13 protein-coding genes are annotated in these 15,896 nt (G+C 36.0%); all 13 read left to right on the top strand.

Annotated features, from left to right (window positions below):
* The first annotated feature begins 9 nt into the window (after positions 1-9).
* The 13 genes from JNUCC74_RS14825 (at position 10) to JNUCC74_RS14765 (ending at position 15,803) form a co-directional block, all read left to right on the top strand.
* Complete coding sequence (locus JNUCC74_RS14825) at positions 10-321, top strand: YerC/YecD family TrpR-related protein (RefSeq protein WP_077318211.1); 312 nt, start codon at positions 10-12, stop codon at positions 319-321.
* Between the two features lie 633 nt (positions 322-954).
* The gene (locus tag JNUCC74_RS14820) at positions 955-1,635 is read left to right on the top strand and encodes a heptaprenylglyceryl phosphate synthase (protein ID WP_454067908.1); all 681 of its coding nucleotides are present in this window, start codon (positions 955-957) and stop codon (positions 1,633-1,635) included.
* Between the two features lie 15 nt (positions 1,636-1,650).
* Positions 1,651-3,867: a DNA helicase PcrA gene (gene pcrA, locus JNUCC74_RS14815; protein WP_454065940.1), complete on the top strand. Its 2,217-nt coding sequence runs from the start codon at positions 1,651-1,653 to the stop codon at positions 3,865-3,867.
* A 40-nt stretch (positions 3,868-3,907) separates the two neighbouring features.
* Complete coding sequence (gene ligA / locus JNUCC74_RS14810; RefSeq protein WP_454067907.1) at positions 3,908-5,899, top strand: NAD-dependent DNA ligase LigA; 1,992 nt, start codon at positions 3,908-3,910, stop codon at positions 5,897-5,899.
* Entirely contained in the window at positions 5,896-7,008 is a 1,113-nt protein-coding gene (locus tag JNUCC74_RS14805) for a CamS family sex pheromone protein (RefSeq protein ID WP_454065939.1), read from the top strand. The genes ligA and JNUCC74_RS14805 overlap by 4 nt, the downstream gene beginning before the upstream one ends.
* Before the next feature lie 896 nt (positions 7,009-7,904).
* Positions 7,905-9,170: a helix-turn-helix domain-containing protein gene (locus JNUCC74_RS14800; RefSeq protein WP_454065938.1), complete on the top strand. Its 1,266-nt coding sequence runs from the start codon at positions 7,905-7,907 to the stop codon at positions 9,168-9,170.
* Between the two features lie 12 nt (positions 9,171-9,182).
* Positions 9,183-9,314, top strand: a complete 132-nt coding sequence (locus JNUCC74_RS14795; RefSeq protein WP_281250247.1) for a hypothetical protein — start codon at positions 9,183-9,185, stop codon at positions 9,312-9,314.
* 1,252 nt (positions 9,315-10,566) lie between these two features.
* Complete coding sequence (locus tag JNUCC74_RS14790) at positions 10,567-11,826, top strand: helix-turn-helix domain-containing protein (RefSeq protein WP_454067906.1); 1,260 nt, start codon at positions 10,567-10,569, stop codon at positions 11,824-11,826.
* A gap of 653 nt (positions 11,827-12,479) precedes the next feature.
* Positions 12,480-13,199 carry a DUF4176 domain-containing protein gene (locus tag JNUCC74_RS14785; protein WP_454065937.1) on the top strand — a complete coding sequence of 240 codons (720 nt, stop codon included), beginning with the start codon at positions 12,480-12,482 and terminating at the stop codon, positions 13,197-13,199.
* A complete protein-coding gene (locus JNUCC74_RS14780) occupies positions 13,186-13,410 on the top strand; it encodes a hypothetical protein (RefSeq protein WP_077318194.1) in 225 nt (74 codons plus the stop codon). Before JNUCC74_RS14785 ends, JNUCC74_RS14780 begins: the two co-directional genes overlap by 14 nt.
* Before the next feature lie 23 nt (positions 13,411-13,433).
* Positions 13,434-13,745, top strand: a complete 312-nt coding sequence (locus tag JNUCC74_RS14775) for a hypothetical protein (RefSeq protein WP_454065936.1) — start codon at positions 13,434-13,436, stop codon at positions 13,743-13,745.
* A complete protein-coding gene (locus JNUCC74_RS14770; protein ID WP_454065935.1) occupies positions 13,742-15,475 on the top strand; it encodes a hypothetical protein in 1,734 nt (577 codons plus the stop codon). Before JNUCC74_RS14775 ends, JNUCC74_RS14770 begins: the two co-directional genes overlap by 4 nt.
* On the top strand, positions 15,465-15,803 hold the full coding sequence (locus JNUCC74_RS14765; protein WP_454065934.1) for a hypothetical protein: 339 nt from the start codon (positions 15,465-15,467) through the stop codon (positions 15,801-15,803). Before JNUCC74_RS14770 ends, JNUCC74_RS14765 begins: the two co-directional genes overlap by 11 nt.
* The last annotated feature ends 93 nt before the right edge of the window (positions 15,804-15,896 follow it).

The raw sequence follows: 15,896 nt of genomic DNA, 5'->3' as shown, positions 1-15,896 counted from the left end.
GGACGTAACGTGCAGATTGATAAATTACGTGGCGAACAATTGGATCAGTTATTTGATGCTATCTTATCGTTAAAAGATAGAGAAGAATGCTATCGCTTCTTTGATGACATCGCTACTATGTCGGAAATCCATTCGTTAACTCAACGTTTACAAGTTGCTAAAATGCTGACACAAGGAGCTACATATAATGAAATAGAAAAGCAAACGAATGCATCAACTGCCACCATTTCAAGGGTTAGAAGATGTATCGATTACGGTAGCGATGGGTATAAGCTAGTACTGGAACGGATAATGAAGGATGATCATAACCATAACGTTTAAGCCACCATTTGCTTATAACTGTTAAAAAGATCGTTCGTTCAGGGGAGTATTTTGTCGGGGGCATCTAGGATCAAGCCTGAACCTCACTGAAACGAAGTTCATAGTGTAAGATTCTAACCAGCTGTACGTTAAACTTAAGCCTTAAAAATTTTTACGGTATGGAATGAACATAATCGCAAAAATTTTATTATCCAACATATGAAGAAATTCAGCTTGCCATTTTTGCCGTACTTTTTGAACATCCTCTATAAAATTCAAGCTTCTCTAACTTGTGAATATCAGGAAGTTACATCTGCTAATAGATTTTGCCGTCGCCTTTTTGGTGGCGTTTTTATTTTTATTCAAGAAACAGGAAAGCACTCCTCGAATAAGGTTCACATAATCTTGTCAGAAATTCTGACGTTTGTACGTAGTAACGCTTCAAGCTTTTGTTCTACGTTTAGACATGAAGTGGAAAAACCATAGTCTTATAGTGCACCACTAGTGACTTATTCTTTGAACTTGACTTGTACTTAGAAATATCATTGAAGTCAAATCATTTTCATCTTACTTATTTCTAAATTCCCTCTATAATTTTTGGTATAATAAACTAACGGAATAATCATAATGGAGGATTTCATATTGGATAAATTAATGAAGGATTGGAAACACGTATTTAAGCTTGATCCTGCCAAGGAGATATCAGATGAACATTTGGAGATGGTGTGTGAATCTGGAACGGATGCTATTATAGTTGGTGGGACAGATAATATAACATTAGATGGTGTGTTAGACTTGTTATCCCGTATTCGTCGATATCCAGTACCTTGTGTTTTAGAAATTTCTTCTATGGAGGCGATCACACCAGGATTTGACTATTACTATATTCCAATGGTGCTTAACTCTAAAGATAAAAAATGGATGATGGATATGCAGCATCAGGCTATTAAGGAATATGTGGACATGATGGATTATAGTGAAATTCTGTTTGAAGGATACTGTATATTGAATAGCAATGCAAAAGCATTTATCCATACGAATTGTTATTTACCAGATGAGGAAGATGTTATTGCCTATGCGTTTATGGTAGATAAGGTATTTCACTTACCAATATTTTATTTGGAATACAGTGGGACATACGGAGATCCAGAGCTTGTGAAAAAAGTAAAAACTCAATTGGAGCATTCCTTATTGTTTTATGGTGGAGGAATTGAGACAATAGACCAAGCTAAAGAAATGAAAGAATATGCAGATGTTATCGTAGTAGGTAATAGTATTTATACAGATATAAAGAACGCTTTAAAAACAGTAAAAGTAGTAAAAGATAGTATTTAGATAGGCGGTGTTAGGATGAGTCAGACAAAGGAATCCTTACTAAGAGGATTAAACGAGCAGCAAAGAGAAGCTGTCATCCATACAGAAGGACCATTATTAATTATGGCAGGAGCAGGAAGTGGAAAAACACGTGTATTGACACATAGAATTGCCTATTTACTAGCAGAAAAAGGAGTGGCAGCACGCAATATTTTAGCAATTACGTTTACAAATAAAGCTGCTCGTGAGATGAAAAATCGGGTAAGCAGGTTAGTTGGAGCAGAAAGTGAGTACATGTGGGTATCTACGTTTCACTCGATGTGTGTACGAATTTTACGCAGAGATATTGATCGGATTGGTTATAATAGCAATTTTACAATTTTGGATAGTAGTGATCAACTATCTGTTATCAAGCAAATATTAAAAAACCTCAATATTGACCCGAAAAAATTTGACCCAAGAGCAATGCTCGGCCAAATCAGTGCAGCGAAAAACGAACTTATTACCCCAGAAGTTTATAACAAGCAAGTTGGTAATTTCTATGAGAGACAGGTTGGACAAATTTATGAAGCATATCAAAAGATGCTTGTAAAAAACCATTCGCTTGACTTCGATGATTTAATTATGCAAACCATTCATCTGTTTAAACGTGTACCAGAGGTATTAGAGTATTATCAGCGCCGTTTTCAGTATATTCATGTTGATGAGTATCAAGATACGAATCATGCTCAATATGCGCTTGTTAAAATGCTGGCAAGCCGTTACCAAAATCTATGTGTTGTCGGTGATTCCGACCAGTCTATCTATCGCTGGCGTGGAGCAGATATCACGAATATCCTTACCTTTGAAAAGGATTATCCATCTTCTCGAACCATTTTTCTAGAGCAAAACTATCGGTCAACGAAATGCATTCTTAAAGCTGCTAACCATGTGATTGCTAATAATAGCGGCCGGAAACCGAAGAACCTATGGACGGAAAATCCCGACGGAAAACACATTCATTATTTTCAAGGTGCGACAGAACAGGAAGAAGCATTATTTGTTACGGAAAAAATTCAGCAGTTAACAAAAGAAGAAGGATATTCTCTTAGTGATGTGGCGATATTATATCGGACAAATGCACAATCACGTGCCATTGAAGATACGCTTGTAAAATCAAATATACCGTATCAAATGGTTGGTGGAACAAAATTCTATGAACGGAAGGAAATTAAAGATATGGTCGCTTACCTCCGTTTAATTGCTAATCCTAATGATGATTTAAGCTTTGAGCGAGTGGTCAATGTTCCAAAACGCGGGATTGGAAAAACATCAATAGAGCGACTCCGTGAATATGCGGCATTACATGATATCTCTTTTAATGAAGCTGTAAAAGAGATTGACTTTACAGGTGTTCCTAAAAAAGCAGCTAATGCCTTAGTGGAATTCACCGAACTAATTCGCACATTATCAAAACAGCAAGCGTTTTTAACAGCAACGGATATGGTTGAAGCAGTGTTAAAACAGACTGGCTATGAAACGATGTTAAAAAATGAACGATCCATTGAAGCACATAGCAGATTAGAAAACTTAGAAGAATTTATGACGGTTACGAAAGACTTTGAAGCGTCAAGTGAAGATAAAACACTGATCGCTTTTCTTACGGATTTAGCGTTAATCGCAGATATCGACCAAATGGATGAATCGGACACAGTGGATGAAGATAAAATTACATTAATGACATTGCACGCAGCGAAAGGATTGGAATTTCCAGTTGTTTTCCTAATCGGTATGGAAGAAAACGTATTTCCACATAGCCGTTCTATGCTAGATGAAGAAGAAATGGAAGAAGAACGCAGACTGGCTTATGTTGGTATTACACGTGCTGAAAAAGAATTATATCTCACGAATGCTAAAATGAGGACCTTATTTGGTCGTACAAATATGAATCCGATTAGTCGTTTCATCCATGAAATCCCTGAAGAATTGATGGAAGGGATTGAATCAGTTAGAACAGCGATGTTTGGTAGTAATCTAAGACAAAATCCGGATAAACTTGCACCGAAGCGAAAAGCAGAACGCATTCAAAAAACAACTGGGGCTGAACAGCAAATGTGGTCACCTGGAGATAAGGCTAATCACAAAAAATGGGGCGTTGGTACAGTTGTAAAGGTTCAGGGAGAAGGCGAAGCTATGGAGCTTGATATTGCATTTCCAGCACCAATTGGAATTAAACGCGTACTAGCAAAATTTGCACCGATCACGAAGGAATAAGGGAGGTACTTGGGTGGATAAACAACAAGCAAAACAGAAGATGGAGCAACTAACAGAAGAATTAAACCAGTATAATTACGAGTATCATGTACTTGATCAACCATCAGTAGAAGATGCTATCTATGACCAAAAAATGCAAGAACTGCGAAAGTTGGAAGAAGCATATCCAGATCTTGTACATCCAGACTCCCCGACACAACGAGTAGGTGGAGAACCGCTTGATGCGTTTCAAAAAGTGGAGCATAAGATCCCAATGCTCAGCTTAGCCAATGCTTTTAATGAACAGGATATTCGTGACTTTGTTCGTCGTGCAAGTCAAGGAATTAAAGAGCCGATTAGCTTTGTATGTGAATTAAAAATTGATGGTTTAGCCGTATCATTAACCTATGAAAATGGAAAATTTGTCCGAGGCGCAACACGAGGCGATGGATATGTAGGTGAGGATATAACAAGTAATTTACGAACCATTCGCAGCATTCCTTTAGTTATTAAAGAAAAAGAGACATTAGAAATTCGTGGAGAAGCCTATATGCCGCACCGCTCTTTTTTAGCTTTAAACAAAGAAAGAGAAGTTAACGAAGAACCATTATTTGCTAATCCGCGTAATGCAGCTGCCGGTTCTTTACGGCAATTGGACCCAAAGATTGCTGCTAAACGCAATCTAGATATCTTTTTGTATGGTGTAGGCGAATGGAACAACAGCAAATTAACAAAGCATAGTGAGCGCTTAGTGAGACTAAAAGAATTAGGATTAAAGACCAATCCGGAATGGAAAAAATGTAATACGGTAGAAGAAGTTATGGAATATGTAGATTATTGGACAAAGGAACGTCCTCATTTAGACTATGAAATTGATGGTATCGTCATTAAAGTAGATGATCTCAAGCAACAGGAAGAACTTGGTTATACGGCTAAAAGTCCAAGATGGGCAATCGCTTATAAATTTCCAGCTGAAGAGGCAATTACAAAGCTAACTGATATTGAATTAAGTGTTGGAAGGACTGGAGTAATTACGCCAACAGCTATTTTAAATCCAGTAAAAGTTGCTGGAACAACGGTACAACGAGCTTCCCTGCACAATGAAGATTTAATTCGCGAGCAGGATATTCGAATTGGTGATACAGTTGTCATTAAAAAAGCCGGTGATATTATTCCCAAAGTCGTCCGTGTATTAGTCGAAGATCGTACTGGTGAGGAAAAAGAGTTCCACATGCCGAAAGAATGTCCGGCTTGTGGCAGTGAGCTTGTTCATTTAGAAGAAGAGGTAGCCTTACGTTGTATTAATACGAATTGCCCTGCACAAGTAAAAGAAGGGCTGATTCACTTTGTTTCCAGAAATGCGATGAATATTGACGGCTTGGGTGAAAAGGTGATTAACCAACTATTTCAAGCTAATTTGGTGAAGACAATCGCTGATATATACCGATTAGAAAAAGAAGAGTTATTGAAACTCGAGCGAATGGGCGAAAAATCAGTAACAAACCTACTACAGGCTATTGAAGCATCCAAAGCCAATTCACTAGAGCGTTTATTATTTGGATTAGGAATTCGCTTTGTGGGGGCAAAAGCAGCTAAAACGTTAGCCATGGAATTTGAGACGATGGATAATTTGCAACAAGCAACATACGAGGATTTGCTGGAAGTAGATGAAATAGGTGAAAAAATAGCAGATTCTATTGTTCAATACTTTCAGGAGCAAAAGGTTATTGACTTAATCCAAGAATTAAAAGAACTGGGAATTAATATGTCTTATTTAGGTGCAAAGCCAACAGAATTGGAAAAAGGAAGCATTTTTAATGAAAAGACGATTGTGCTGACTGGAAAAATGGACAATTACACTCGCTCTGAGGCAAAGGAATTAATTGAACAACTTGGCGGTACAGTAACCGGAAGTGTAAGCAAAAAGACAGATCTTGTTATAGCTGGTGAGGATGCTGGTTCAAAATTAACGAAGGCGAAACAGCTGGATATTCTCGTTTGGGATGAAAACCAGTTTCAGCAAGCATTGAAAGATGAGGGTGTGGAATCGTGAAAAAGCTTAGTATATGGATAATCGGTGCACTTTTATTGCTAGCGGGTTGCGGACCTGATGTAAATGAAGATAAAGTTGTCCAAGATAATGAATCTAATTCGAAAGAGAAACAAGCGATTGTCCCCAGCTATCAGCTCTCTGAAGAAAATTATAAAATGATACTGCCATTTGAACCGGGAAAAGCAAGAGGAGTAATAGTTGATCAAGTTGCCAATCGTCTAGATATTGATGAAATGGAAGAAGGGCTGCGCAGACACTCTAAAGATGTGTATGATCCTAGCAAGTACTTGTTTCAAGAAGGACAATACATTACAGAAGAATTAGTTATAGAATGGATTGACAAATTAAATCCTAAGAAAAAAGAAAAGGCAGATAAGGATTATTATGAAAAAAACCCGCGTTATCTTTCACATATTTTAGAGCAAAATTATCTAGTGAAAAAGGAAGATAACTCGGTTTCCTTGCAAGGAATATCAATTGGTATTGCAATGAAGTCCAATTATCAATTTCAGACGGAGACAGGCGGTCCTACTTATGAAACAAATATTTCTCAAGCGAAGATGATGGAGCAAGCGAATAAAATTGCACAGAAGATAATTAAGGATGTCAGGAAAATTAAAGGACTTGAAAAAGTACCAGTAATGATGGCAATATATCGTGAAGAAGCGCAATCATCTCCTGTTCCGGGAAATTTCGTAGCAAAAACAACTATTCCCAAAGGCAGTTCTACCATCGGGGACTGGAAAAAGATAGATGAGGAATATGTTTTATTTCCTTCTGAAGAGGGTAAAAAGAAGTATTATGAAGATCAAGAAATTGTCAATAGTTTTGGTAAAGAAATAGCAACGTATTTCCCGAATTATGTCGGCATTATTGGGCAAGGATTTTACGTAGATGGTAAACTACAAAAAATGACAATTGAAATCCCTATCGAATTTTATGGTAGAAGTGAGGTTGTTGGTTTCACGCAATATGCCTATGGTCTTATCCAGGAAATGTTTGCTGATCACTATGCTTTAGAAGTAAAAATAACTTCCAGTGACAAATTAGAAAGCTTTATTTATCGAGATGCAGATGCTAAGAAGCCAACTGTTCATATATTAGACTAAAAGGAAATCACTTTTTAGGATGAAGTCCACAAAGGAATGATTTACATTCTTTGTGGGCTTTTTTGCACTATAGGAAAGTTATAAAACTTTAGACTTTATCCATGTAAGGTGCCGTAAGTTTCCTACTTCAAGTCCTGAATTGATACAAAAGAGTCTAAGTTGGAGAAAACGGCCCCTAAATGCCCGATTGGTTCAAGGGCCTTTAGGTCATACCCTTGTGGTACTAACATTACGTGTAAAAAGCATTCCACGGAATGAAGTTTCACTTTATCGTATAATAAAAACGTGGCTTATCGCCATAAAAACTTGGCGATAAGCCACGTTTTTCTAATGTACGTTTATAAATAAAAGATCATACGGCGATAAGTTTAATGGGGCGAACATTAAATCTTTAAACCATTGCTTATACACAGTATTCAAGCATTTTAAAACTTAGTAGACGAGAGAAATTGGTCTCTTAACAATTGTGGCCAATGACTGTAGAAAAAGTCAAAGCGCTTGTTGTGTCAAATAAATGCCATTTGTGCACTGAAAAAATATATTTAATGTTTTCATAGGTGCACATAATAGTAATTTGCTCTCCCAACTTTTTGATTATGTTAATGTCATGTTTGCATCTCATTGCCTAAAATTTTAGTTTGAAATTAAACTTTTTACCGATTATAAACAAATTTTTACATAAAAAGTACTAATGAATAAATCATAGGTTTTTAGCAATTTTAGCCAAATTTATGTGTATTTTCCTGTTAGAGGAAAATAAGAAAGTTATATGACGATTTTTGATGGGGAACCATATGAAAAATCAGATTATTTTCCCAATATGAATTATCAGAATTTATGTTATAATAGCACTAAGCACATGCAAGTATCAATTGTAGACGGTGGGTGAGAGCTTTATGGAAATTGGCCCTTTTATTAAATTACAGCGAACAAAGCGCAAAATGACACAAGGTGAATTATCGGAAGGCATCGTTTCCTTATCCTATTTATCAAAAATAGAAAATAAAAAGACAAAGCCAAACCCGGAAATCATTCAATTACTTTGCAACCGATTAGGAATTGAACTAACGGATGAGACTGACTTACAGATTGAAGAGAAGTGCAAAGAATGGTACGATATGTTGTTTGACAGGTATGATAAGCGCGTTATGACAGAGAAGTATGAAGAATTACAACAGCTGATGGATCGAAGTATTAATGATAACACACTATTGTTCGAAATTCATAAAATTCGTTATTATATCGTTTTAAGGGACTATGGAAAAGCATTACAGAAAATCAATGAGCTGAATGAAATGGTAGACACATTTAGTGATACACATGCCTACTATTGGTATAAATTTAAAGGCAACTATTACTCACATAAAGAAGAGCAGCATCAAGCAATGCGTTGTTATAAAACAGCAGAGGAAAAGATTCGCCTAGCCAATATTAATGAAGCGGAAATCGCCGATTTGCATTATATATTTTCAGTTACCCACAGCAAACTATGGGAAGACTTAGAGGCTATCGATTATGCGAAGCAGGCAATGGAAGTATTTCAACGGGATTATAATTTTATTCGCTGTGCACAATGTCATATCTTATTAGGAATATCGTATCAAAGAATTAAGATGCCAGAGAGAGCGTTGAAAAATTATAATCTGGCAAAACACTTAGGAGAATTAAATCACAGTGAAGATGTCGTTCAACTAGCGCATCATAATCTTGGATATATGCACTCAACAATGGGCAATTCGGAAGAAGCAATCAAGAATTACTTAATTGCTCTTGAAAATAAAGAATTAGAACACAAAGATAGATTAGCAGCTATTACTCGTTTAATTCAAGAATATTACACAATTAGTGATTTTGATAAAGTAAAACAGCATTTACGACAGGCCGAGGAAATATTGGAATTAGCTAAAAACAAGTATTACTACAAATTTTTTAATTACATTATTCAAGTATATATGTATTTGTTAAATGGCGATGTAAAAAAGTTTAGATTGGTATTAGCAGATGACTTTATACCTTATCTGAAACAGCAAGGCGATTACGGCAATCTAGCAATCTACGCAAAATTGCTGGCAGCAAAGTTAGAAGAGATAGGGAAGTATAAAGAGTCTGTTCAATATTATAAACTAGCAAGCAACAGTTATAACAATTTAATTAAATTATAGAGGAGGGATAGTGTGAGAAAAGTAGTAGTATCATTAGCATGTGGTGTACTACTTATTGGTGGTCTTTTATTTGCAAATCATCAATATGATGACAAGGCATCAAATCAGCCTGGAGTTTTGTCTAATCTTACCAGCCAACTTTAATACATTTTTTTCAAACTAGTTCTTTAACTTTTTTACCCTATTAATTTATGATAGAACGTACCTAGGACGGATTGGAGCCCCGTTCTGGGGTTTTTTTTGTACTTAATCACTTCAGTACTGATCTTATTTCTGTCTCCAGATTGTTAATCTGATTTTCTTAAACAGATTTGTTTAGACATCTATATCTGTTTGTACATATGATAACTTTTTTGAAAAGTAGCTTCGTTTAGCTGAAGCGTTCGAGTGACTAGCCAACCTCGATCTCCCTCCTACAATAAATCAACATCTGGCTCAAATCTATAGGAAGGCCGACTAAAAGCGGGCTTGCTGCTCAGGTGTCGGCATACCCCTGTTTTAGAGACCTGTTTCCTCTATACTAATTGCAGGGAGCCGTATTTCCCTCATTTGAAAAATCTGCTTATCATTTTGCGATCGTTATGAGAATAACGGCTTCTAAATCCCCGCTTCGTTTAAGTCGATAGAACAAGGAAAACTACGTTATCGTACGAAGAAAAAGAGTACTTCTTTTCCAAGAACAGAGTTGCTACGTTAGCAATACATCGCAATTTTTCAAGGATGTCGATCACAAAGGAGTTGCAACAGGATGTTGCGAACTTAGCCTTTGATCTATAATGCCCGATTGGTTTAGAGACTTTTAGATCATACTTGTGGCACTAACATTTGGGGAAAAGCATTCCAAGAAATGAAGTTTCACTTATCTAGTCAAGATCTGCCGTTTGTACCCGCTAACCGAGTGCTTCTAGCTGTTGTTCAAGACTCTCGTAATATATGAAGAAAAGCTACTGAAGTAAATCCTCATTGATGAAGCTTGTGAGGGTCTAATAATTGTCAACAACCATATTAGTCCTCATCTTAGAAAAGATCATTCACTTTTTCTTAATTTTCCTCAACGTAGAAATAATTCTTTTCAGAAAGACGTTGTAAATACTTTCAGGTGTTTCTCAAGTGCTTCACAGTACCTATAGTTTTAGCTTGAAATTAAACCAATTACTCATAGGTTATAAATTTTGACTTAAAAAGTACCAATTATATATATTGATTAATTGTTAATTTTAACCAGTTAAACACTAGTTTTCCTCTGGCAAGAAAATTAGAAAATAATAAGCTGTTTTTTGCGAAATAATACATAAAAAAGCGAATTATTTTCCCAATAAGAAATATCAGAAATCATGTTATAATAGCAATATACTAAAAGTATTAATTGAAGATGGCGGGTGAGAGTTTGATAGAAATGGGTCCTTTTATTAAATTACAACGAACGAAGCGCAATATGACACAGGAGGAATTGGCGGAAGGTATCGTTTCATTATCTTATTTATCTAAAATAGAAAATCAAAAGACAAAAGCTAGCCCGCAAATCATTCAATTACTTTGTGATCGCTTGGGGATTGAGCTTATGGATAAAGCAGATTCACAGATTGAAGAGAAGTGCAAAGAATGGTATGATCTGCTGTTTGACAGGTATGATAAGCAACTAATAACAGCAAAGTATGAAGAACTACAACAGCTGATGGACCGGAGTATAAATAATCATTTAATAATGTTCGAGATTCATAAAATTCGTTACTATGTCGTTTTACATGATTTTGAAAAGGCTTCCAATAAAATCAACGAGCTGTATGGAATGGTTGATTCATTTAATCATACACAAAGCTATTATTGGTATAAATTTAAAGGCAACCATTACTCACTTAAAGAAGACCACCAACAAGCGATGCAGTGTTATAAAACAGCAGAGGAAAAGATTCGCTTAGCAAATATTGACGAAGCGGAAATCGCTAATTTGCATTATACATTATCCGTAACGCATAGTAAGCTGTGGGAAGAACTAGAAGCAATTGATTATGCAAAGCAAGCAATGGCAGTATTTCAGAGGAACTATGATTTTATTAGCTGTGCTCTCTGTCATATTTTATTAGGAGTATCATATCAAAGAATTAAAATGCTAAAACGAGCAATGAAAAATTATAATTTAGCAAAGCATTTGGGGGAATTAAATAGCAATGAAGAGGTCGTTCAACTAGTTGACCTTAATATTGGATATTTATACAGGATTACGGGAAACTCAGAAGCAGCAATCAAAAATTATTTGATTGCTGCTAAAAGTAAAAAAATAGATTATAATCACAGGTTAGTCGCGATTGTTAACTTAATTCAAGAATATTTCACGATTAAGGAGTATGCGAAAGTAAGAGAGTATTTAAGACAGGCCGAGGATATATTAGAATTAGCAAAAAACAAGTATTATAACAAACTATATGATTACAGTATTCAAGTATATAAATATTTGTTAAATGGTGATGTAAATAAGTTTAAAAGTATATTAACAGATGACTTTCTACCTTACCTGAAGCAACAAGGTGATTATGGTAATTTGGTGATTTATGCAAAATTGCTGGCAGCTCAGCTAGAGGAAATGGGTAAGTATAAAGAATCTGTTCAATATTATAAATTAGTAAGTAACAGTTACAACAAACTAATCAATTTGTAAAGGAGGGATAATGTGAGAAAAATAGCCGTATCTTTAATGTGTGGTGCAGTAATTATTCTAGGAGCATCTCAACCAGTCGTTATATTCTAACGTTACACTAGTATGCCAATCAGTAATTTTATTTCTTTTCAAACTGGTTCTTTAACTTTTACCCTATCAATTTATGATAAAGCAAACCCAGGACGGACTGGAGCCCCGTTCTGGGATTTTTTTTGATACTCAAGCATGTGGAATCTAAACACTACTCTTGTTTTTATCCCGTATGTAAGGTGCCGTAAGACTCCCACTTCAAGAGCCTTGAGTTGATACAAAAGGGCTAAGTGGGAGAAAACGGCACCTAAATGCCCGATTCGTTCAAGGGCCTTTAGGTCATACCCTTGTGGTACTAACATTCATTAGGAGATGGAAGAAAACTCCTACTGAATGAAGTTTGACTTTATTTCTAGGGTTTTCTTAGTATATCATTCATCTACCATCATTATAATGAAAACATATTTTTAGGTTAAAAGTTCTAATTAAATATTTATATAGTTATAAATATTCATTAAAAACCAGGATAAAGGATGTATGGTTAATGGATGAATTTAACATTATTATTAATATAGAAAAAATTAAGCTAAACAGTAAATTAGAAAAGTGAGTTGAGTATACTGATGACTGCAAATGTTGAAAATCAATGGAAAAGGCTAGTTTTACAGAAGGTAGACCAAATTGCTCAGTCATTCATCAAGGAAACCCAAGTGGAATTAAGACAGCACGTACGGGAGTTTTTTCAATCTTTTTCGCAAGAGGAAAAGCTATTACAACAACTCTATCAAGCATATAAGAAAAAACTTCCTGTTCTTGATGTATCGTCCGATCGCGGTACGGTTTCGTACAAACAAAATGGTACCTCATGCATTCTTGCATATACAGATAAGCAATTTTCACTAGAGGAGGAGGTATTTGTTCTGCTGTTAACGAACACGCTAGAAATCATGAGAGAAGTCCTGCCGCTTGGATCGATCGTGGAATTAGATCCAGCCTATTTTAAGCCGGATCGTCATTCCACATCCCCTTCTAAAGTAGTCATCACCGGTCGTTTTGTAGCTCCAAAGCATTATACCAGCTATTTTCCGTATGTCGGCATTCTTTATCCAATCGGTGAAATGAAAGCTGGCACGCAAATTCACTTTACGGCTCCATTGATAAAGAGAGTGATTCAGAAAGGTTATAAGGATGAGATGGAAGAAGCTTTTGTTTTTCTGATGAAACAAGAATTTATAATAGAAAAAGACATGAACTCCATTGAATTTTCCCACCATGATATGACCAAGCTTCAACAGGAGATGGAACAAAAGCAAAAGCAGGTGATTGATAATGAAATTATATGATTACGAGTTTTGCCAAAATTTATTGTACGGTGGCTGGGATTCGGGAATTATCAACAATTTGCGAGATGCCCAAAAGGAAATCAAACAGAACTTTGCCGATATGGATTTGGAAAATGCCTCGGTACAAGAGGATATGGAAGCGATTATAAATGAGATGGTGAACGAGCTGAATCAACTAATCAATGAAATCCAATCCATTCGGTTTCGCTAATTTGTAAGAAAGGGAGGGGTTTTGTGGTATCCGCACAAGAAATTAAATTAAATCTGATAGAGCTGCGAAAAATCATTCAACAATTACAGACTGGAATCGATGATTTTACAGGCTATACAATTACCTTTCGTTCCAATACGAGAGGTCGTCTCAAATCATTTCATTCGGATTTTATTGATAAAGTCGATGCCCTACTGGACAACATGAACAATGATATCAACCAAGATTTGATCCACCAAATGGAAGAAATCCACCAAGCGGGAAAAATATTACTGGAAAGCATGAAGCAATTGGATGAAGAACTTGGCGAGGCAATTGGGGGCAATGGTTCATGAAGCGGGATTTACAAATCAATTATGGGATTTTGGATGATATTATAGGGGAACTTCATTCGTATAAGAATGCTCTAGTAAAAATGAATGATTCTCTGAATAAGGTTTCTACGTTTATTCAAACCAACAAGGGAAAAAGTGTCGAAGCATGGGATCAAAATATCGATACATCGAAGGATAAAATCGAAAAATACGAAACGCAAATTAATGATCTGTTGTCATTATTTGAAAATTATGTGAGAGACACCACTACTTATATTTCCCCTATTGCGAGAAACCAAATGATGCGGGTCGACCGAAATGATATATGGGCAAATCTAAAGCAAATAGACAAGGGTATGGAAAGAAACGTACTTAAAGCATTGAACCAAAGTTATCGGACACCTTCCTCTTTTTTCAGCTTGTTGGATGACCCTACGGAAGCGGAAAAAGAAGCAAGCGAAAGCAATAGAAGGAATATGGAACGCATTCAGGAAAGCATTCGATCCACAAGAAATAAACTTCAAAACAAAATGGATGACTTGTGGGAACTGTACAACACGAAAGTGAAGCGATTTGAAAATGTTGATGACGCCTATAATAATTTAGCTGGAAATGTAAAGAAAAAATATACGAACTTCTTTGAAGGAGTATGGGATGTCGTCGAAACTATAGCTGAGGGTGCTGGCAACCTTTTAAAAGGATTGGCAAATGGAATAGTAGGACTGGTTAGCGGATTAGTGACGGTTGCGGTGGATGCTGGTGTAATTGTTGCATCAGGCTATATTCCTGATGTAATCGAACCAGCTTGGTTGAAAGATAAGGCAGATAAAACGCTTGATAGCTACACCCAAGTTGCGATACAATTTCTACAAGATCCTATGCGTGTAGCGGAATCCGCCGCCCAGTCTTTCACCGATACCGTGGAACAAGAGGGAATCATGTATGTAACGGGTTCTGCTTTGCCGGCACTAATACCAAGTACCTGGGCTTTAAGAGGAGCAAAGGGAATTTCCAAAGTAGGAAGTGCAGGGAAATCGCCAAAGCTGACTGGTGGGAAACCTTACAGCAAGAGTTATTTCCAAGAGAAGTTAAATGCAGCTAAAGCGGAACTGGCTAAGGTAAAAGTGCCTGTGTTTTACAGAGAACAACTTTCAACAGGCTACTCAACGATCCCGATGATTGGAATGGGATCGAAGCCGCTTGGTGAAATCCGCCCACAGATGTTTTCGGTAAAGAATGAGGGGAAGGATACTTTAAAGGGGAATGGAAGTAAGAGAGCTAGTATTGCAACAAGCAAAATTGATGGACTTGATATAATCGATGGAAAAATTGGTGGAAAAATCCCCGTCGAGGATTTCAAAGATATTCGTAAAGCTTCTATGCATAATATAGACAGTAATTCTATGACCTTAGGAAAATATACACCAACAATTGAAAATGGTGTGGAAAACTGGGGAAAGGCAGGAACAGATTCCTATATTGGAAAGGCTGGTAAAGATTCTATGTACTTTGATTTAGGAAGTGAATGGGGAAATATTCAAAAGAAATATGGTTTAACGAATGATGAAATGTTTGAGTATTTTAATGTTCCTGCTTTGGATGATGCTGTGAAAAGTGGTAAAGAAATAAGGTTTTCTCACAATCCGGAAGATTATCCAGATAGTTTTTTATTCAGCGAATGGAGCTATCTTCAAAGAGAACATGGATATATTAAATTAGAAACCAAAGGAGATGTTTGGATTGCAAAATAGTGAAGTCCTTGAAGATAAAATAATGAAAGAAATAAAAAATTACTTTAAAGACAAAATAACAAGTAGTTTTAATGTTATTACTCGCACTGATAAACCTTATACTATGTTTAGCTTCAGTTTTATTGCTTATGATTATTTTAATGTAATATTTAATTATGATAGAGGAAGATTTGGCTGTCACTTATTCATTGGTGATAAAAGAATTCCATTGAAAAACACTCAGAAATGGTATGACAAAGCTGATATGCAAGTTTTTTACCAAGAACTTGAACAACAGCTAGAGCTAAGAATCCCAGATAAATTTTTAGAGTACAATGGATGGAAATAAGCGGAAAAATACGAGAGCCTAGGTATGATGACACTTTAGGTTCTCGTATTTTTATCTAACCTCGTGGCAGTTAGTAAGGATACTATTAATAGT

It is taken from the genome of Cerasibacillus sp. JNUCC 74 (assembly GCF_053667775.1).
This window is presented reverse-complemented; position numbering and strand designations above follow the sequence as displayed.